We start from the raw sequence: 18672 nt of genomic DNA, 5'->3' as shown, positions 1-18672 counted from the left end.
GAAATCACTGGCTCGCGTCTTCCGAAGATGTTTCAAATCGCACAAGGCCAGGCGGCAATGCCACGCTTAAGATGACAGGTTGCCATTCTGCCCGGGCAGCAAACTTACGTGAGTATCCACGCGCAATGAGGAATCCGCCAACGCCGCCGAGAATCGCACCGCACAATGCTGCAATATCTGAAGCAAAGAGTAGCTGAAATAACGAAGCGATGAGGAATAATCCCACTAGCGGCGACATATAAACCAGTAATGCGGAGCTGAGCAGGCTGCCTTCGGCGATTCCCAATTCCACTTTTTGCCCCGGCACTAACGGTTCATCACAGGGTACGACGATGGTATGTGTGGTTTGCGGGCCAAGTTTATTCAACACGCGGCTACCGCAACCAGCACGGGAAGCGCAGCTGCTGCATGAGGCTTTGACATCACAACTGACCAGCGCCTGCCCGTTTTTCCAGGAGACGACAGTGGCCCACTCTTTAATCATTGCCCTGCCCCAAACTTAATATTCTCGGCAATGCGCTTCGCCGTTTGCGGTGGCAGTTCACCAACAATGGTGATTTCGGCGTTATCACGTACGCTGGTACTAACGGTTCTGCGTCCGGTGCGCAACATCTGGTCGGTGCTCGATGGCGTAGCACGGTTAACGTTTACCGAAAAGCTGAATAATCCGTCGGAATAGAGACGTGATTCGATAGGCATGTTGTCCATCGTCGGTAGCGGACGCCGACTGCTGGAAACTTCGCTAAACCCCTGGGGCAACCAGGTTGGAGCCCAGTTAAATTTGGCTTTTTCCCCCACAGGTACAGAAAGCAGCGGTGGCAAGTTCGCCTTCGCCAGCGTCTGCATACTGCTGCTGATATCCTGATTGACGTTGAAAGCAATCACACGGAATTGTTCCAGCGTTTCACCATCGCGATCAAGGAGATCTACCCGCATCGGTAATTTCGATTCGGTGTCCATCCATACGATGTAGCTGTAGCGTGTGCCATCACGGGCGACTACGCGGATTACCTCACATAAGCGGTCAGCAATACGCGTGCGCCCCACGGAGATAAAGTCGTAGTAAGGAGAAAGGCGTTTGAAATCGGTATAGATGAGCGATGGCAGAGAATCAACAATGTAATCGCCATTAAGTGTGAACGGTTCAAGACCCGGTTCAAAATAGCTGATTTCATTGCCGCGCTGTACCACTTCCCGGCGCGGGCCATCCATTTGCAACAACTGTGCAAGAGGACGGTTATCGAGGCGTGCATGTCGATAACGCAGAGACTCAACACCTTGTTTATTGATGCTGATGAATGACAGCTCGTAATTCAGTGACTGACTAGCCAGGTTCATCTGCTGTAATAACGCCCCGGACGCAGGGGGGGCCGAGGCGTTAGCAGAGAATAACAGGCTACCTGTCACTAATGACATGGCAAACCAAAGTTGCTTCATTACTGCGATTGCGTTCCTAAAGTTTGAATTCCTGGCACCTGTACAGCGGCTTGCTGTGTTTGTGCCTGCTCAAACTGAAGCTGTTCGGAGTGGAGTCGACGTTGCAGTTCGTAATCCTGCAACATGGCATTAATGCGACGACGCTGCTCCTGTACCTGCTGCTGTTGACCATTATTCGCGGTCGCTTCAGAAGGCACTCCCAGACTTACCGGACTGGCTTTACCCATCATCGGCAGAGTATTAAATACCGGAGTTTCGGGCTGCTGGGACGTTTCAGATTGTCCATTATAGTGCTGGACGCCAACGATAACTGCAAGCGATACACACGCCGCTACGCCCATTTGGGTAAGCTGTGCCGCCCATGGACGTACTTTCTGCCAAAATGGCATTTTCTGCCATTGATGCGGTGCAGGCTGAGCCTCTGGGATCAATGTCGTCGGTTGACGTACTGGCTCTTCTTCAATGGCAGCCATCACGCGGGAAGAGATATCGAAATGAAGCACCTCGGGAGTATCACCCCGCATAGAGTCACGGATTAAGTGATAGTTTTCCCAGGTTTTCTGCATTTCCGGGTTGTGAGCCAGTTCGTTAAGCAGCTCACTATCCAGCGTTTCGCCATCCATTAAAGCGGAAAGTTGTTCTTTCTGCATGCCTAATACCCTTATCCAGTATCCCGCTATCGTCAACGCCTGATAAGCGGTTGAACTTTATTATCAATAGCTTCCCTCGCTCGGAAGATACGTGAACGCACCGTACCCACCGGACAATCCATGATAGCGGCTATCTCTTCATAGCTCAGGCCATCCAGCTCCCGCAAGGTTATTGCCATGCGTAAATCTTCCGGGAGGGACTCAATAGTTCGGAAAACTATCTGTCTCAGTTCTTCTGACAACATTAAGTTCTCAGGGTTCGAAATTTCTTTTAGCGCGCCGCCACTTTCGAAGTTTTCAGCTTCAATGGCATCCACATCACTGGAAGGTGGACGACGCCCCTGAGCAACCAGGTAATTTTTTGCCGTATTAACAGCAATCCGATACAGCCATGTATAAAAAGCACTATCTCCCCGGAACGAATCCAGCGCACGATAGGCTTTAATAAAAGCTTCTTGTACCACATCGGGAACATCACCCGACGGCACATAGCGGGAAACCAGACTCGCCACCTTATGCTGATAGCGCACTACCAGTAAGTTAAAGGCTTTCTGATCTCCCTTCTGGACCCGCTCAACCAGGACCTGGTCCGTTAACTGCTCGCTCATCCGAGGTAAAATCTCCCCAAACCAAATTTCCACGCGCTATCGAAACGCCACTCCATTAGCTGCAATTTGAGCAAGCAAAGGGTTAGAGTGTCTCGTTTTTGTAAAGTTCCGTAACGCATCTGTTTTTGTTTGTCATGCTGTAGACGGATCATTATCTATCATTATAAGTCTACAGAATCTGAATAACGCATTATCTGTGTAGAAATGCCCATTTAACTGCCTGAAGAGTAACCCAACGGCCTTTTTATTTCACCACCTAATCCTCCGCCGACGATCAACTTCTCTTTTTCCCGCCTCCCTGAATCAACATGTTTAGCCCATGCAACAAACATCAAAATAACAGGTGTTTAATTATACAACATGATGCTATGCTGGCCGAACGGTGTTTAGTAAATTAAACAATCAAAATGAATATTTTCCCTGAACATTCTTGTGATGTGTTGATTATTGGTAGCGGTGCCGCCGGGCTTTCACTGGCGCTACGTCTGGCGGATAAGCATCAAGTCATCGTTCTAAGTAAAGGTCCAGTTACAGAAGGCTCGACGTTTTACGCCCAGGGCGGAATTGCCGCCGTGTTTGATGAAACTGACAGCATCGATTCACATGTGGAAGATACCTTAATTGCTGGTGCCGGAATTTGCGATCGCCATGCTGTTGAATTTGTTGCCAGCAATGCGCGTTCCTGCGTGCAATGGTTGATCGACCAGGGGGTATTGTTTGATACCCACGTTCAGCCAAATGGCGAAGAGAGCTACCATCTGACCCGTGAAGGTGGACATAGTCACCGTCGTATTCTTCATGCCGCCGACGCCACTGGTAAAGAAGTAGAAACCACACTAGTGAGCAAGGCGCAAAATCATCCGAATATTCGCGTGCTGGAACGCAGCAACGCCGTCGATCTGATTATTTCTGACAAAATTGGTCTGCCGGGTACGCGACGGGTTGTTGGCGCATGGGTGTGGAATCGCAATAAAGAAGCGGTAGAAACCTGCCACGCAAAAGCGGTAGTGCTGGCAACCGGAGGCGCATCGAAAGTTTATCAGTATACCACTAATCCTGATATATCCTCCGGCGATGGTATTGCCATGGCCTGGCGCGCGGGTTGCCGGGTTGCTAATCTAGAATTTAATCAGTTCCACCCTACCGCACTGTATCATCCACAGGCTCGAAATTTCCTGTTAACGGAAGCCTTACGTGGCGAAGGCGCTTATTTGAAACGCCCGGACGGTACACGATTTATGCCCGAGTTTGATGAGCGCGGCGAACTGGCCCCGCGCGATATTGTCGCCCGCGCCATTGACCATGAAATGAAACGCCTCGGCGCGGATTGTATGTTCCTCGACATCAGCCATAAGCCCGCCGATTTTATTCGTCAGCATTTCCCAATGATTTATGAAAAGTTATTGGGGCTGGGCATTGATCTCACGAAAGAGCCTGTGCCAATAGTGCCCGCTGCGCACTACACCTGCGGTGGCGTGATGGTAGATGATTATGGGCGTACCGACGTTGATGGCCTGTATGCCATTGGTGAAGTCAGCTATACAGGATTACATGGCGCTAACCGAATGGCCTCTAACTCATTGCTGGAGTGTCTGGTCTACGGCTGGTCGGCAGCGGAAGATATTGCAAAGCGTATGCCTTATGTGCGCGGCGTCAGTACGTTACCGCCGTGGGATGAAAGCCGCGTTGAGAATCCTGATGAACTGGTGGTGATTCAACATAACTGGCATGAGTTACGCCTGTTTATGTGGGATTACGTGGGCATTGTACGCACAACAAAGCGCCTGGAGCGCGCCCTGCGGCGGATCAATATGCTGCAGCAGGAGATAGATGAATATTATGCTCACTTCCGTGTGTCGAATAATTTGCTGGAGCTGCGTAATCTGGTGCAGGTTGCCGAGTTGATTGTTCGCTGCGCGATAATGCGCAAAGAGAGTCGGGGCTTACATTACACGCAGGATTACCCGGAGCTACTCACGCATTCCGGTCCATCGATTCTCACCCCCGGCAATCATTACATAAACAGATAAAAAGCCTGGGTCAGCGCCGTATACGCTTCGGAATAGTTCTGGTCTGGCCCACGAATCACTAAGCGATCGCTAAAACACTCCCCCGCCTGTGGGGAGAATGCCAGCAGCACCCGATGCGGCAGTCGCGCTTCGTTTTCCGCCACATCCGTCCGTAAACGTAAATGCCAGCCCATATTTAACGCCAGTTCAGTAAAACCATTACCGATCTGTTCTGGCAGCACCACGCAGAAAAATCCCTCTTCGGTAATGCATTCTGCCGCGCAAGTGAGCAACGTCTGGTGATCAAGCGTAGTGGTATAGCGCGCCTGCTCCCGCTGTGGTGTTGCGCACTCTACTCCCTGCTGATAATACGGCGGGTTACTGATGATTAAATCAAAGCGCGTTGTCTGCTGGGTAAGCCACTGCTGAATATCCCCCGTATGGACGTTAATCCGCTCTGCCCACGGGGACTGCGCGATATTTTTCTGCGCCTGGGCAGCCGCTTCGTTTTCAATTTCAACCGCATCGATTATCACGCCATCATCGGTGCGCTGCGCCAGCATCAAAGCCAATAACCCGCTACCGCTACCGATATCAAGGCAGCGTTTTACCCCAGCCACAGGAGCCCATGCGCCCAGCAAAATTCCATCCGTTCCCACTTTCATTGCACAGCGATCGTGTGCGACAAAAAACTGTTTAAAAGTAAATCCATTACGACGAAGCACGGATGTAGACTGTGACATGAAAATAAAACCTTGCTGGAAAAACGGCGATAGCACCGGGTAAGAACAATACCTGAGAAGCGATATCCATACAAACAGATGAAGATTGCAGCCGTAACGTCTATAATCAGCGCCCCACACAGAGGTAGAACATGACTGTAACGACTTTTTCCGAACTTGAACTCGACGAAAGCCTGCTGGAAGCACTCCAGGATAAAGGTTTCACTCGCCCGACCGCCATTCAGGCTGCCGCCATTCCGCCTGCGCTCGATGGCCGTGATGTACTCGGTTCTGCGCCGACAGGCACCGGTAAAACGGCGGCGTATCTGCTGCCAGCGTTGCAGCACCTGCTCGATTTCCCGCGTAAGAAATCCGGTCCGCCGCGTATTTTGATCCTCACCCCAACTCGCGAACTGGCGATGCAGGTGGCCGATCATGCCCGCGAACTGGCGAAACATACGCATCTGGATATCGCCACCATCACTGGTGGCGTGGCTTATATGAACCACGCAGAAGTGTTCAGCGAAAACCAGGACATCGTGGTCGCCACAACCGGTCGTCTGCTGCAGTATATAAAAGAAGAGAACTTTGATTGCCGCGCGGTTGAAACACTGATCCTCGACGAAGCAGACCGTATGCTGGATATGGGCTTCGCCCAGGATATCGAACATATTGCTGGCGAAACTCGCTGGCGTAAACAAACCCTGCTCTTCTCAGCAACGCTGGAAGGCGATGCCATTCAGGATTTTGCTGAGCGTCTACTGGAAGATCCAGTGGAGGTTTCTGCGAATCCGTCCACTCGTGAGCGCAAAAAAATTCATCAGTGGTATTACCGTGCCGATGACCTTGAGCATAAAACCGCGTTGCTGGTGCATCTGTTAAAACAACCAGAAGCGACCCGCTCAATTGTGTTTGTGCGTAAGCGTGAGCGTGTGCATGAGCTGGCAAACTGGCTGCGCGAAGCGGGCATCAACAACTGCTATCTCGAAGGTGAGATGGTACAAGGCAAGCGTAACGAAGCGATCAAACGCCTGACCGAAGGTCGTGTTAACGTGCTGGTTGCAACCGATGTTGCCGCGCGCGGTATCGACATTCCGGATGTCAGCCACGTCTTTAACTTCGATATGCCGCGCAGTGGCGATACTTATTTGCACCGTATCGGGCGTACCGCTCGCGCTGGTCGTAAAGGTATCGCTATCTCGCTGGTTGAAGCTCATGACCATCTGCTGCTGGGTAAGGTCGGTCGTTATATTGAAGAGCCGATTAAAGCACGCGTAATTGATGAGTTACGACCGAAGACCCGAGCACCAAGCGAGAAACAGACCGGCAAGCCATCGAAAAAAGTGTTGGCAAAACGCGCCGAGAAGAAAAAGGCTAAAGAGAAAGAGAAGCCACGGGTGAAAAAACGCCATCGCGATACCAAAAATATTGGTAAGCGCCGCAAACCAAGCGGAACGGGCGTGCCGCCGCAAACGACAGAAGAGTAATCATAATGCCGGGTTAAGCCCGGCTTTTTTTATTCCGGCAAAAAGCACTCTTCAATACACTGAATAAAAATGTGCATCGCCGGGCTAACCGCTTTTCCGGCATGGTGAGCGCACATTGCCGTAATGGTTTGCGACGGTTCGCCAAAGGGTAATTCAATTAATTCTCCGCACTCCAGCTCTTTTGCTACCGCAAAGCGCGGTAAGTAGCTGACTCCGATATTTGCTGCGACACATCGCTTGATACTTTCAATGCTTATAAGCTCAATGGTGTGTTCCACCGTAATCCGTCGCTGACGCAGCGTGCTTTCAAATATCTGGCGGAAGACGCATTGCGGTTCGTTGATAATAAAGCTACAGGCGTTATGTCTTCCCGGCTCAGTAAAATCGACATCTTCAATATGCGGCGAAGCCACCAGCACCAGCGATTGTTCACCTAACTCTCGTCGGTTCAGAGCATCATCATTCCCTACGCGATAAAAAACCCCGACATCGGCCTCATCATTCAGTAGCGCATCACGGATCACGTAACAGTTCAGCGACTGCAACGATAAACGCACTTTTGGTGCGCGTTGCCGAAAACGCTGCAACACCTGCGGCATTCGGTAAGAGAGCAATGTTTCGCCCGAAACAACGCGTAGTTCCCCGTCCGGATCCGACTCTTTTTTGGCAGCCTCACGAAGGGTATCCATCACTCTGGTAAGTTCATAGATGTGCGGCAGCAGCTTTTTACCTTCGCGAGTGAGGCACATCCGTCGGCCAATTTTCTCAAATAACTGTACCGAGAACTCCTGCTCAAGCTGCTGAATATGAAAAGTCACCGTCGATTGTGTGCAGCACAATTTTTGCGAAGCTCGCAAAAAGGAACCCTCTTCCACCACGGTTTTAAGCGTAATAAAACGGCGCAGATCCATAAACCCAAACCTATCGATATTGTCGAATTTAGAATGTAAAAACATTCATTTTTTTAAATATTTCATGTCGGGTACTGTCTATCAAAACAAAGGAGATAACAAGTGACACCGACCCTATTAAGTGCTTTCTGGACCTACACCCTGATTACTGCCCTCACGCCTGGACCGAACAATATTCTTGCTCTGAGTTCAGCCACGTCGCATGGGTTTCGTCAGAGTACCCGCGTACTGGCGGGGATGAGTCTGGGATTTTTGATTGTCATGCTGCTGTGTGCGGGAATTTCATTTTCATTGGCTGTTATCGACCCGGCAGCAGTGCATCTGTTGAGTTGGGCGGGGGTGGCATATATTGTCTGGCTGGCGTGGAAAATCGCTACCAGTCCAACAAAAGAAGACGGACTTCAGGCAAAACCGATCAGCTTTTGGGCGAGCTTTGCGCTACAGTTTGTGAACGTCAAAATTATTTTGTACGGCATTACGGCACTGTCGACGTTTGTTCTGCCGCAAACACAGGCGTTAAGCTGGGTAGTTGGCGTCAGCGTTTTGCTGGCGATGATTGGGACGTTTGGCAATGTCTGTTGGGCGCTGGCGGGGCATCTGTTTCAGCGATTGTTTCGCCACTATGGTCGCCAGTTGAATATCGTTCTGGCGCTGTTGCTGGTCTATTGTGCGGTACGTATTTTCTATTGAAAGACAAAAGAAAAGCGGAAGAGATTACCCTCTTCCGCTTAATAACTTGCTACTTAAGCCTTACAGGCTTTCAGTAAAGGTACGAGCGATAACGTCGCGCTGCTGTTCCGGAGTCAGAGAGTTGAAGCGAACTGCATAACCGGATACACGGATAGTCAGCTGCGGATATTTTTCCGGATGCTTAACTGCATCTTCCAGAGTTTCACGACGCAGAACGTTTACGTTCAGGTGCTGACCACCTTCAACGCGAACTTCTGGTTTAACTTCTACTGGAACTTCACGGTATTCAATGTCACCCAGTTTGCTTACTGCAACCACTTCGTCTTCTGCAAAACCTGCTTTCGCAACGATGCAACGCGCTTCGCCTTTTTCGCTGTCCAGCAGCCAGAAAGAGTTCAGCAGATCGTCATTAGCGGCTTTAGTAATCTGGATACCTGTAATCATGTGATGCCTCCCCGGCAAATTATTTGATTTGATTAGCCTGTCGCGGCCAATTGGTAAAACCATTGTTGCTTGAGTGTATATATACTCCTCAAACACCCTTGATTCTTTGATTTAAATCAACAAAAACCACACATCAAATGTGGTCGGAAATGGATTTTATTGTTTTACATCAACTTATGCGAGCGTGAGATTTTACCAATTTACACTTTTTTGCACTCGTTTATGGCTAAAAAATGAGCTTGATTTTGTTCTGTAGAAAGAAGCAGTTAAGCTAGGCGGATTGAAGATCCGCAGGAGAGCGAGATGACTAACCAATTAACCTGGCATGATGTGCTGGCTGAAGAAAAGCAGCAACCCTATTTTCTTAACACCCTCCAGACCGTTGCCAGCGAGCGGCAGTCCGGGATAACCATCTACCCACCACAAAAAGATGTCTTTAACGCCTTTCGCTTTACTGAACTGGGCGATGTCAAAGTGGTGATCCTCGGTCAGGATCCTTACCACGGCCCCGGACAAGCGCACGGTCTGGCATTTTCCGTTCGCCCAGGTATTGCTATACCGCCTTCTCTACTGAATATGTATAAAGAACTGGAAAATACCCTTCCAGGCTTTACTCGCCCGACACATGGCTATCTTGAAAGCTGGGCACGTCAGGGGGTTCTCCTGCTCAACACCGTATTGACGGTACGCGCAGGCCAGGCACATTCCCACGCCAGCCTCGGCTGGGAAACGTTTACTGATAAAGTCATCAGCCTGATTAATCAGCATCGTGAAGGCGTGGTGTTTTTGTTATGGGGATCACATGCGCAAAAGAAAGGGGCGATTATAGATAAGCAACGCCATCACGTGCTGAAAGCGCCGCATCCGTCGCCGCTTTCGGCGCATCGTGGATTCTTTGGCTGCAACCATTTTGTGCTGGCAAATCAGTGGCTGGAACAACGTGGCGAAAAACCGATTGACTGGATGCCAGTGTTACCGGCAGAGAGTGAGTAAATTTGCGGGAAAATGCCGGATGACATCGTTGCCATCCGGCTGATTTATCAGGCTTTGTTCTGACGCCACCATTCGCCAAGCAGCACGCCAGTTGCGACAGAGATATTCAGCCCGGCAACATTACCAGTACCGTCAATCTTCACGCGCAAATCGTTCGGATCGCGTGCGGCATCCGGTAACCCTTCATATTCCTGCCCCAGCACCAGCACCATTTTCTCTGGCAAACTGGTTTTGAACAGCGGTTTACCCTGCTCGCTGGAAGTGGTCACTACGGTATAACCCGCCTGACGGAAATCATCCAGCACGTTAACAATGTTGTCGCCGGTAATCGGCTGAACGTGCTCTGCGCCGCCTTCTGCGGTACGGATTGCCGCACCCGATTCCAGCAACGCCGCATCCTGCACCACAACGCCTTTCACGCCAAAGTGCGCGCAGCTACGCATCATGCCACCCAGGTTATGCGGGTTAGATTCGTTTTCCAGCGCCAGTACACAATCCTGCGCGCCGGCCTGGCTTACCCACTGCTGTACGGTTGTGCCGTTACGCTTTTTAATCAGGAAGCAAACGCCGCCGTGATGTTCCGTGCCTGACGCTTTTGTCAGTTCCGCTTCATCCACTACATGGTACGCTTTGCGGTTTGCAGCCATCCAGCGCAAGGCTTCTTTAAAACGCGGCGTTACGCTCTGGATAAACCAGGCGCGAACAATCGCTTCCGGACGGCTCTGGAACAGTGCCTGACATGCATTTTCGCCGTAAACGCGGGTTTCTTCCGCACGCTGACGACGCAACACTTCTGGATCAATAAAACTTTTACCACTGATGCCACCATGATCGGCCTTTTCCGGCGTCTCATCACCCGGCGCGCGGGAAACCGTGCGCCACGGCGAATCTTCCCACTTGCGGTCACGGGGCTGACTCTGTTTGTCATCGCGGGCGGGGCGACGGCCACCGTCGGCACGAGATTTTCCTGGACGCCCGCCCCCTTTCCCGGTTCGCGGGTTATGGGTACGTTTATCAGAATCATCATCACTGCGGACATACATCACTTTGACCTTGCCGCTTTTACCTTTCATTTCATCGTTCATGCTTTTCTCCACCAGCGCTGCGCGAAGCGCGCAGATTACCCGAAGTGCGCGCGGTTCGCCATGATTTCGTACCAAAGCCTGCGACTATCATACCTATTGAATAAAACAGATTGTTGTCTGGAACATTGCCTTTGATAATATGTAACATATTAGAAACATACCGGCGTCATTGCCGATAAGTCTCCTTACTCATCCCGAGGTTAGTTATGAATACCGTTTGTACCCATTGTCAGGCCATCAATCGCATTCCCGACGATCGGATCGAAGATGCGGCAAAATGCGGACGCTGCGGTCACGACCTGTTTGACGGAGAGGTGATTAATGCGACCGGTGAAACACTCGACAAATTGCTGAAAGACGATCTGCCTGTAGTGATCGACTTCTGGGCGCCGTGGTGCGGCCCCTGCCGTAACTTCGCGCCGATTTTTGAAGATGTTGCGCAAGAGCGTAGCGGTAAAGTGCGTTTTGTAAAAGTGAATACCGAAGCTGAACGTGAATTAAGCAGCCGCTTTGGTATTCGTAGCATTCCGACGATTATGATTTTCAAAAATGGTCAGGTTGTTGACATGCTCAACGGCGCAGTGCCGAAAGCACCGTTCGATAGCTGGTTGAACGAATCTCTTTAATCTTACCGGGGCGCATCTTGTGCCCCGTTTTCTCCTCTGCGACAATGGCGGTTTTTCGACGCCCTCTCTCATGACCGAAAACGCTGTTCTCCAGTTACGCGCCGAACGTATTGCACGCGCAACGCGTCCTTTTCTTGCCCGTGGTAATCGCGTTCGTCGTTGCCAACGCTGCCTTTTGCCAGAGAAACTTTGCCTCTGTTCGACAATCACCCCAACTGAAGCAAAAAGCCGTTTTTGTTTGCTGATGTTCGATACCGAGCCAATGAAGCCCAGCAATACCGGACGTTTAATTGCTGATATCTTGCCGGATACTGTCGCGTTTCAATGGTCGCGCACTGAACCATCGCAAGATTTGCTGGAGCTGGTACAAAACCCGGATTACCAACCAATGGTGGTTTTTCCCGCCTCGTATGCCGGCGGGCAACGGGAAGTCATCTTCTCGCCGCCTTCCGGTAAGCCGCCGCTGTTTATCATGCTCGATGGCACCTGGCCGGAAGCTCGGAAAATGTTTCGTAAAAGTCCGTATCTGGATAATCTTCCCGTCATTTCCGTCGATCTTTCCCGGCTTTCTGCCTATCGCCTGCGTGAAGCCCAGGCCGAAGGCCAATATTGTACTGCCGAAGTAGCCATCGCACTTTTAGATATGGCGGGCGATACCGAAGCAGCAACGGGCTTAGGCGAGCATTTCACTCGTTTTAAAACGCGCTATCTGGCAGGAAAAACGCAACATCTGGGTAGCATCACAGCAGAACAGTTAGAAAGCGTTTAAAATCATTCGGTCACTTCTGCGGGAGACCGGTATGAGTCAGCGAGGACTGGAAGCACTACTGCGACCAAAATCGATAGCGGTAATTGGCGCATCGATGAAACCCAATCGCGCAGGTTACCTGATGATGCGTAACCTGCTGGCGGGTGGCTTTAACGGGCCGGTACTCCCGGTGACGCCAGCCTGGAAAGCGGTGTTGGGTGTGCTGGCCTGGCCGGATATTGCCAGCTTGCCCTTTACACCCGACCTTGCGGTTTTGTGTACCAATGCCAGCCGCAATCTTGCTCTTCTGGAAGAGCTCGGCGAGAAAGGCTGTAAAACCTGCATTATTCTTTCTGCACCAGCATCGCAACACGAAGATCTCCGCGCCTGCGCCCTGCGCCATAACATGCGCCTGCTAGGACCAAACAGTCTGGGTTTACTGGCTCCCTGGCAAGGTCTGAATGCCAGCTTTTCGCCCGTGCCGATTAAACGCGGCAAGCTGGCGTTTATTTCGCAGTCGGCTGCCGTCTCCAACACCATCCTCGACTGGGCGCAACAGCGTGAGATGGGCTTTTCGTATTTTATTGCTCTCGGCGACAGCCTGGATATCGACGTTGACGAATTGCTCGATTATCTGGCGCGCGACAGTAAAACCAGTGCCATCCTGCTCTACCTCGAACAGTTAAGCGACGCGCGGCGCTTTGTTTCGGCTGCCCGTAGCGCCTCTCGCAATAAACCGATTCTGGTGATTAAAAGCGGACGTAGCCCAGCGGCTCAACGTCTGTTGAACACCACGGCAGGAATGGACCCGGCGTGGGATGCGGCTATTCAGCGCGCAGGTTTATTACGAGTGCAGGACACTCACGAACTGTTTTCGGCAGTGGAAACCCTTAGCCATATGCGCCCGCTACGTGGCGACCGGCTGATGATAATCAGCAACGGTGCCGCGCCTGCCGCGCTGGCGCTGGATGCCTTATGGTCGCGCAATGGCAAACTGGCAACGCTCAGTGAAGAGATCTGCCAGAAACTGCGCGATACGCTGCCAGAACATGTCGCTATCTCTAACCCGCTCGATCTGCGCGATGACGCCAGCAGTGAACATTATGTTAAAACGCTGGATATTCTGCTCCACAGCCAGGATTTTGATGCACTGATGGTTATTCATTCGCCCAGCGCCGCAGCGCCCGCAACAGAAAGTGCGCAAGCATTAATTGAAGCGGTAAAACATCATCCCCGCAGCAAGTATGTATCTCTACTGACGAACTGGTGTGGCGAGCACTCCTCGCAAGAGGCACGACGTTTATTCAGCGAAGCTGGACTGCCAACCTATCGAACGCCGGAAGGAACCATCACCGCTTTTATGCATATGGTGGAGTACCGGCGAAACCAGAAGCAACTACGCGAAACGCCGGCGCTGCCCAGCAATCTGACCTCTAATACCGCAGAAGCGCATATTCTGCTACAGCAAGCCATTGCCGAAGGAGCGACATCACTCGATACCCATGAAGTTCAGCCCATCCTGCAAGCGTACGGCATGAACACGCTCCCCACCTGGATTGCTACTGACAGCACCGAAGCTGTACATATTGCCGAACAGATTGGTTATCCGGTGGCGCTAAAATTGCGTTCGCCGGATATTCCGCATAAATCAGAAGTTCAGGGCGTGATGCTCTATTTGCGTACGGCTAATGAAGTCCAGCAAGCCGCGAACGCTATTTTCGATCGCGTAAAAATGACCTGGCCGCAGGCGCGGATCCACGGACTGCTGGTGCAAAGTATGGCTAACCGTGCAGGCGCTCAGGAGTTGCGCGTAGTCGTCGAGCACGATCCGGTTTTCGGGCCTTTGATCATGCTGGGTGAAGGCGGTGTGGAATGGCGTCCTGAAGATCAAGCCGTCGTGGCGTTGCCACCGCTGAACATGAACCTGGCTCGCTATCTGGTTATTCAGGGGATCAAAAGTAAAAAGATTCGTGCGCGCAGTGCGCTACGCCCATTGGATGTTGCAGGCTTGAGTCAGCTTCTGGTGCAGGTTTCCAACCTGATTGTCGATTGCCCTGAAATTCAGCGGCTGGATATTCATCCTTTGCTGGCTTCCGGCAATGAATTTACCGCGCTGGATGTCACGCTGGATATCGCGCCGTTTGAAGGCGATAACGAGAGTCGCCTTGCTGTGCGTCCGTATCCGCATCAGCTGGAAGAGTGGGTAGAATTGAAAAACGGTGAACGCTGCTTGTTCCGCCCGATTTTGCCGGAAGATGAGCCACAGCTTCAGCAATTCATTTCGCGAGTCACCAAAGAAGATCTTTATTACCGCTACTTTAGCGAGATCAACGAATTTACCCATGAAGATTTAGCCAACATGACGCAGATCGACTACGATCGAGAAATGGCTTTTGTGGCGGTACGACGTATTGATCAAACAGAAGAGATCCTCGGTGTCACACGAGCGATCTCTGACCCTGATAACATCGATGCCGAATTTGCCGTACTGGTTCGATCGGACCTCAAAGGATTAGGCTTAGGCCGCCGCTTAATGGAAAAGTTGATTACCTATACGCGAGATCACGGACTGCAACGTCTGAATGGTATTACGATGCCAAACAATCGTGGCATGGTGGCGCTGGCCCGCAAGCTCGGGTTTAACGTTGATATCCAGCTCGAAGAGGGGATCGTTGGGCTTACGCTAAATCTTGCCCAGCGCGAGGAATCATGAGTAAGGTACTGGAAATGTTGACCACTTAATCGGGACTGGTGTTATTATTGCCCGCTTATGTCGTCTGCATTGCACAGAGGACCCTTCAATGAACAGAGAAGAAATGCACTGTGATGTTGTCAAAATTTAAGCGTAATAAACATCAACAACACCTTGCCCAACTACCCAAGATTTCTCAATCAGTTGATGATGTCGATTTCTTTTACGCTCCCGCCGACTTCCGGGAGACGCTGCTGGAAAAAATAGCCAGCGCGAAGCAGCGCATTTGCATCGTTGCCCTGTATCTCGAACAGGACGACGGTGGCAAAGGCATTCTGAACGCGTTGTATGAGGCTAAACGGCAGCGTCCGGAACTGGATGTGCGGGTGCTGGTCGACTGGCATCGTGCACAACGTGGACGCATTGGCGCTGCGGCATCTAACACTAATGCTGACTGGTACTGCCGCATGGCGCAGGAAAATCCGGGCGTAGATGTTCCGGTTTATGGCGTTCCAATCAATACCCGTGAAGCCCTTGGCGTTCTGCACTTTAAAGGCTTTATCATCGACGATAGCGTACTTTATAGCGGTGCCAGCCTGAACGATGTTTATCTGCATCAGCACGATAAATACCGCTACGACCGTTATCATCTGATCCGTAACCGTAAGATGTCAGACATTATGTTTGAATGGGTTACACAGAATATTATGAATGGTCGCGGAGTTAACCGTCTGGATGATGTTAATCGCCCAAAAAGTCCGGAAATCAAGAACGACATTCGCCTGTTCCGCCAGGAGCTACGTGATGCCGCTTATCATTTCCAGGGCGATGCCGATAACGATCAGCTTTCCGTAACGCCGTTGGTTGGTCTGGGGAAATCGAGTCTGTTGAACAAGACCATTTTCCATCTTATGCCTTGTGCCGAGCAGAAACTAACCATCTGCACGCCATACTTCAACCTGCCAGCAATCCTTGTGCGCAATATCATCCAGTTGCTGCGCGAAGGGAAGAAGGTCGAAATCATTGTCGGTGATAAAACCGCGAATGACTTCTACATTCCAGAAGATGAACCTTTCAAGATAATTGGCGCACTGCCTTATCTTTATGAGATCAATCTGCGTCGCTTCCTGAGCCGTTTGCAGTATTACGTCAATACTGACCAGTTAGTGGTTCGGTTATGGAAAGATGACGACAACACCTATCATCTGAAAGGAATGTGGGTTGATGATAAGTGGATGCTGGTAACCGGTAATAACCTCAACCCACGCGCCTGGCGTCTGGATCTGGAAAATGCCATTTTGATCCACGATCCGCAACTGGAACTTGCGCCACAGCGTGAGAAAGAACTGGAGCTGATCCGCGAGCATACCACCATCGTTAAGCACTACCGCGATCTGCAAAGTATTGCCGATTATCCGGTGAAGGTTCGCAAACTTATCCGCCGTTTGCGCCGTATCCGCATCGACCGATTAATTAGTCGCATCCTGTAATCACAACCCCGTCCTGTACGGGGTTTGTTTTTTGGAGGCCCACGTTTTGCGTATTCTTTTTGTTTGTTCGCTATTGTTACTTTCTGGATGCAGCCATATGGCTAACGATAGCTGGAGCGGGCAGGATAAAGCTCAACACTTTATCGCCTCGGCGATGCTTTCCGCAGCCGGAAATGAATATGCACAGCATCAGGGGATGAGTCGCGATCGCAGTGCGACTTTCGGGCTGATGTTCTCTGTTGGGCTGGGCGCGTCAAAAGAACTTTGGGATAGCCGCCCCGAGGGGAGCGGCTGGAGCTGGAAAGATTTTGCCTGGGATGTCGCCGGTGCAACTACCGGCTATACCATCTGGCAACTGGCGCATCACTAAAGACGCATTCCCTTCCCTTTGCGATGCAGCATCAAAGAAACCAGAAACGCCACCACGGCCATCAAGGTCACATACCAGAAGAAGGCTGTTTCCATTCCTATTGATTTCAACGACAACGCTATGTACTCCGCCGAACCACCAAATATAGCATTGGCGACCGCATATGACAGACCAACGCCTAATGCGCGAACCTGTGCCGGGAACATCTCAGCCTTCAGTATTCCACTGATTGAAGTATAAAAACTCACTATCAGCAGGGCGCACATCACCAGACCAAAAGCGGCATAAGGAGAGGAAACGTTCTGCAATGCTGAGAGAATGGGAACGGTAAAAATGGCTGCCAGAGAACCGAAACATAGCATTGAAGTTCGACGGCCAATCTTATCCGACAGCGCACCAATGAGCGGCTGGATGAGCATGAATACAAACAGTGCGGCTGTCATAATGCCGCTTGCTACGTTGGCGTGCATTCCCGCAGTATTCACCAGATACTTCTGCATGTAAGTGGTGAAGGTATAGAAACAAAGGGAGCCCGCAGCAGTAAAACCGAGAACCATGATGAATGCACGGCGATTGCGCCATAATCCTTTCAGAGATCCAGCTTCTTTTAAAGCGCGTGTTTCTTGTTGTGAAGTTTCATCTAACTGACGGCGTAACCACAAAGCCACAACGGCTAATACCGCTCCTAACGCAAAGGGAATGCGCCATCCCCACTCTCTGAGTGCAACGTCTTCCATGGTGTGTTGTAAAACCACTACAACCAGTAGTGCCAACAGTTGTCCGCCGATTAACGTGACATACTGAAATGAGGCATAAAAACCTTTACGACCTTCTACTGCGACTTCACTCATATAGGTGGCGCTGGTGCCATATTCTCCACCTACAGATAATCCCTGGAATAAACGCGCGAGAAGTAACAATGCCGGAGCCCAGGTGCCAATAGTTTCATAGCCTGGCAGACATGCGATAACCAGAGAGCCGAAACACATCATACATACTGATAACAGCATCGATTTCTTGCGGCCATGTTTATCGGCTATGCGGCCAAATAGCCAACCGCCTATTGGGCGCATCAAGAATCCTGCTGCAAAAACACCGGCTGTTTGCAGTAGTTGAGTGGTCGTGTTACCAGAAGGGAAGAAGATGTGGGCGAAGTAGAGGGAACAAAACGAGTAGACGTAAAAATCAAACCATTCGACCAGGTTGCCTGAAGAGGCCCCTACAATTGCCCAGATGCGGCGACGAGTATCACTACTTGTCAGTTTGCCGTCTGCTGTTACAGTGCTTTCTGCCATGCCACTATTTCTCCTGCCATAATCCGATGCTTTGTTGGTTGCTGTTGTTTATTTTTTGGTAAAGAAAATGTTATACATTTGTTGCACACCATTATGCAACCTTAACCATGAATTTAGTTAGCAGGAAAATGGTTATTGAGGAGCTTAAGGATAAGTTTCTGGTAAGGAGGACACGTATGGAAGTGGGCAAGTTGGGGAAACCGTATCCGTTGCTGAATCTGGCGTATGTGGGGGAATAATGCGCTGTTGCCCCCTACCGTAACCCTGCGTAGGACGGATAAGATGCCCAAGCGTCGTATCCGGCATTCTTTCTGCAGCAACGCAAAAAGGCCATCCTTCCGGATGGCCTTTCGCTTTATCTGATGCCTGGCAGTTCCCTACTCTCGCATGGGGAGACCCCACACTACCATCGGCG

20 protein-coding genes are annotated in these 18672 nt (G+C 50.9%); 9 read left to right on the top strand and 11 right to left on the bottom strand.

Annotation, left to right across the window (positions count from 1 at the left end):
• Positions 1-4 precede the first annotated feature (4 nt).
• From rseC to rseD, 5 genes are read right to left on the bottom strand one after another with little or no spacing between them, the layout of a single operon-like run.
• On the bottom strand, positions 5-484 hold the full coding sequence (rseC, locus tag BEG40_RS07175) for a SoxR-reducing system protein RseC (RefSeq protein ID WP_000589062.1): 480 nt from the start codon (positions 482-484) through the stop codon (positions 5-7).
• The gene (rseB, locus tag BEG40_RS07170) at positions 481-1437 is read right to left on the bottom strand and encodes a sigma-E factor regulatory protein RseB (RefSeq protein WP_105285144.1); all 957 of its coding nucleotides are present in this window, start codon (positions 1435-1437) and stop codon (positions 481-483) included. The genes rseC and rseB overlap by 4 nt, the downstream gene beginning before the upstream one ends.
• Entirely contained in the window at positions 1437-2087 is a 651-nt protein-coding gene (gene rseA, locus BEG40_RS07165; protein ID WP_001168448.1) for an anti-sigma-E factor RseA, read from the bottom strand. The genes rseB and rseA overlap by 1 nt, the downstream gene beginning before the upstream one ends.
• 32 nt (positions 2088-2119) lie before the next feature.
• A complete protein-coding gene (gene rpoE, locus BEG40_RS07160) occupies positions 2120-2695 on the bottom strand; it encodes an RNA polymerase sigma factor RpoE (RefSeq protein ID WP_001295364.1) in 576 nt (191 codons plus the stop codon).
• A complete protein-coding gene (rseD, locus tag BEG40_RS21715; RefSeq protein ID WP_032147913.1) occupies positions 2692-2847 on the bottom strand; it encodes a rpoE leader peptide RseD in 156 nt (51 codons plus the stop codon). The genes rpoE and rseD overlap by 4 nt, the downstream gene beginning before the upstream one ends.
• Positions 2848-3102: 255 nt before the next feature.
• Here rseD and nadB point away from each other — a divergent pair, with 255 nt between their 5' ends.
• Complete coding sequence (nadB, locus tag BEG40_RS07155) at positions 3103-4725, top strand: L-aspartate oxidase (RefSeq protein WP_105285143.1); 1623 nt, start codon at positions 3103-3105, stop codon at positions 4723-4725.
• On the opposite strand, the gene trmN is transcribed toward nadB, so the two are convergent.
• Positions 4710-5447, bottom strand: coding sequence for a tRNA(1)(Val) (adenine(37)-N(6))-methyltransferase TrmN (gene trmN / locus BEG40_RS07150; RefSeq protein WP_010349146.1), 738 nt, complete (start codon positions 5445-5447; stop codon positions 4710-4712). The genes nadB and trmN overlap by 16 nt on opposite strands.
• A gap of 131 nt (positions 5448-5578) precedes the next feature.
• On the opposite strand from trmN, the gene srmB reads away from it, so the two are divergent.
• The gene (gene srmB / locus BEG40_RS07145; RefSeq protein WP_000219187.1) at positions 5579-6913 is read left to right on the top strand and encodes an ATP-dependent RNA helicase SrmB; all 1335 of its coding nucleotides are present in this window, start codon (positions 5579-5581) and stop codon (positions 6911-6913) included.
• A 29-nt stretch (positions 6914-6942) separates the two neighbouring features.
• On the opposite strand, the gene BEG40_RS07140 is transcribed toward srmB, so the two are convergent.
• On the bottom strand, positions 6943-7824 hold the full coding sequence (locus tag BEG40_RS07140; RefSeq protein WP_105285190.1) for a LysR family transcriptional regulator: 882 nt from the start codon (positions 7822-7824) through the stop codon (positions 6943-6945).
• A gap of 102 nt (positions 7825-7926) precedes the next feature.
• Between BEG40_RS07140 and eamB the strand changes: the two genes are divergently transcribed.
• A complete protein-coding gene (gene eamB, locus BEG40_RS07135; protein WP_105285142.1) occupies positions 7927-8514 on the top strand; it encodes a cysteine/O-acetylserine transporter in 588 nt (195 codons plus the stop codon).
• Positions 8515-8574: 60 nt separating this feature from the next.
• Here the strand turns inward: eamB and grcA are convergent, their stop codons facing one another.
• A complete protein-coding gene (gene grcA, locus BEG40_RS07130) occupies positions 8575-8958 on the bottom strand; it encodes an autonomous glycyl radical cofactor GrcA (protein WP_000627804.1) in 384 nt (127 codons plus the stop codon).
• A gap of 303 nt (positions 8959-9261) precedes the next feature.
• On the opposite strand from grcA, the gene ung reads away from it, so the two are divergent.
• Positions 9262-9951 (top strand): uracil-DNA glycosylase, encoded by a 690-nt coding sequence (ung, locus tag BEG40_RS07125; protein ID WP_000184514.1) that lies wholly within the window; start codon positions 9262-9264, stop codon positions 9949-9951.
• Between the two features lie 47 nt (positions 9952-9998).
• Here ung and BEG40_RS07120 read toward each other — a convergent pair whose 3' ends face one another.
• Complete coding sequence (locus tag BEG40_RS07120; RefSeq protein ID WP_000997406.1) at positions 9999-11036, bottom strand: tRNA/rRNA methyltransferase; 1038 nt, start codon at positions 11034-11036, stop codon at positions 9999-10001.
• Between the two features lie 206 nt (positions 11037-11242).
• Here BEG40_RS07120 and trxC point away from each other — a divergent pair, with 206 nt between their 5' ends.
• From trxC to BEG40_RS07090, 5 genes are all read left to right on the top strand, one after another.
• Positions 11243-11662, top strand: a complete 420-nt coding sequence (gene trxC / locus BEG40_RS07110; RefSeq protein ID WP_001098726.1) for a thioredoxin TrxC — start codon at positions 11243-11245, stop codon at positions 11660-11662.
• Between the two features lie 70 nt (positions 11663-11732).
• A complete protein-coding gene (gene tapT / locus BEG40_RS07105; protein ID WP_000138188.1) occupies positions 11733-12431 on the top strand; it encodes a tRNA-uridine aminocarboxypropyltransferase in 699 nt (232 codons plus the stop codon).
• A gap of 31 nt (positions 12432-12462) precedes the next feature.
• Positions 12463-15123, top strand: coding sequence for a peptidyl-lysine N-acetyltransferase PatZ (patZ, locus tag BEG40_RS07100; RefSeq protein WP_021551248.1), 2661 nt, complete (start codon positions 12463-12465; stop codon positions 15121-15123).
• Positions 15124-15236: 113 nt separating this feature from the next.
• The gene (gene pssA / locus BEG40_RS07095; protein ID WP_000949267.1) at positions 15237-16592 is read left to right on the top strand and encodes a CDP-diacylglycerol--serine O-phosphatidyltransferase; all 1356 of its coding nucleotides are present in this window, start codon (positions 15237-15239) and stop codon (positions 16590-16592) included.
• 46 nt (positions 16593-16638) lie between these two features.
• The gene (locus tag BEG40_RS07090; protein ID WP_105285189.1) at positions 16639-16962 is read left to right on the top strand and encodes a YfiM family lipoprotein; all 324 of its coding nucleotides are present in this window, start codon (positions 16639-16641) and stop codon (positions 16960-16962) included.
• Here BEG40_RS07090 and kgtP read toward each other — a convergent pair.
• Together kgtP and BEG40_RS22000 are read right to left on the bottom strand one after the other, a co-directional pair.
• Positions 16959-18257 (bottom strand): alpha-ketoglutarate permease, encoded by a 1299-nt coding sequence (kgtP, locus tag BEG40_RS07085; RefSeq protein WP_105285141.1) that lies wholly within the window; start codon positions 18255-18257, stop codon positions 16959-16961. The two genes, BEG40_RS07090 and kgtP, sit on opposite strands and share 4 nt — an antisense overlap.
• Before the next feature lie 144 nt (positions 18258-18401).
• Positions 18402-18672, bottom strand: a 271-nt coding sequence (locus tag BEG40_RS22000) for a hypothetical protein (protein ID WP_105285139.1), incomplete at its 5' end; no start/stop codon positions are given.

It is taken from the genome of Escherichia sp. MOD1-EC5495 (assembly GCF_002965965.1).
Classification (GTDB): domain Bacteria; phylum Pseudomonadota; class Gammaproteobacteria; order Enterobacterales; family Enterobacteriaceae; genus Escherichia; species Escherichia ruysiae.
Note: the sequence above shows the minus strand (reverse complement) of the source record. Positions and strands in the feature narration are given on the sequence as shown.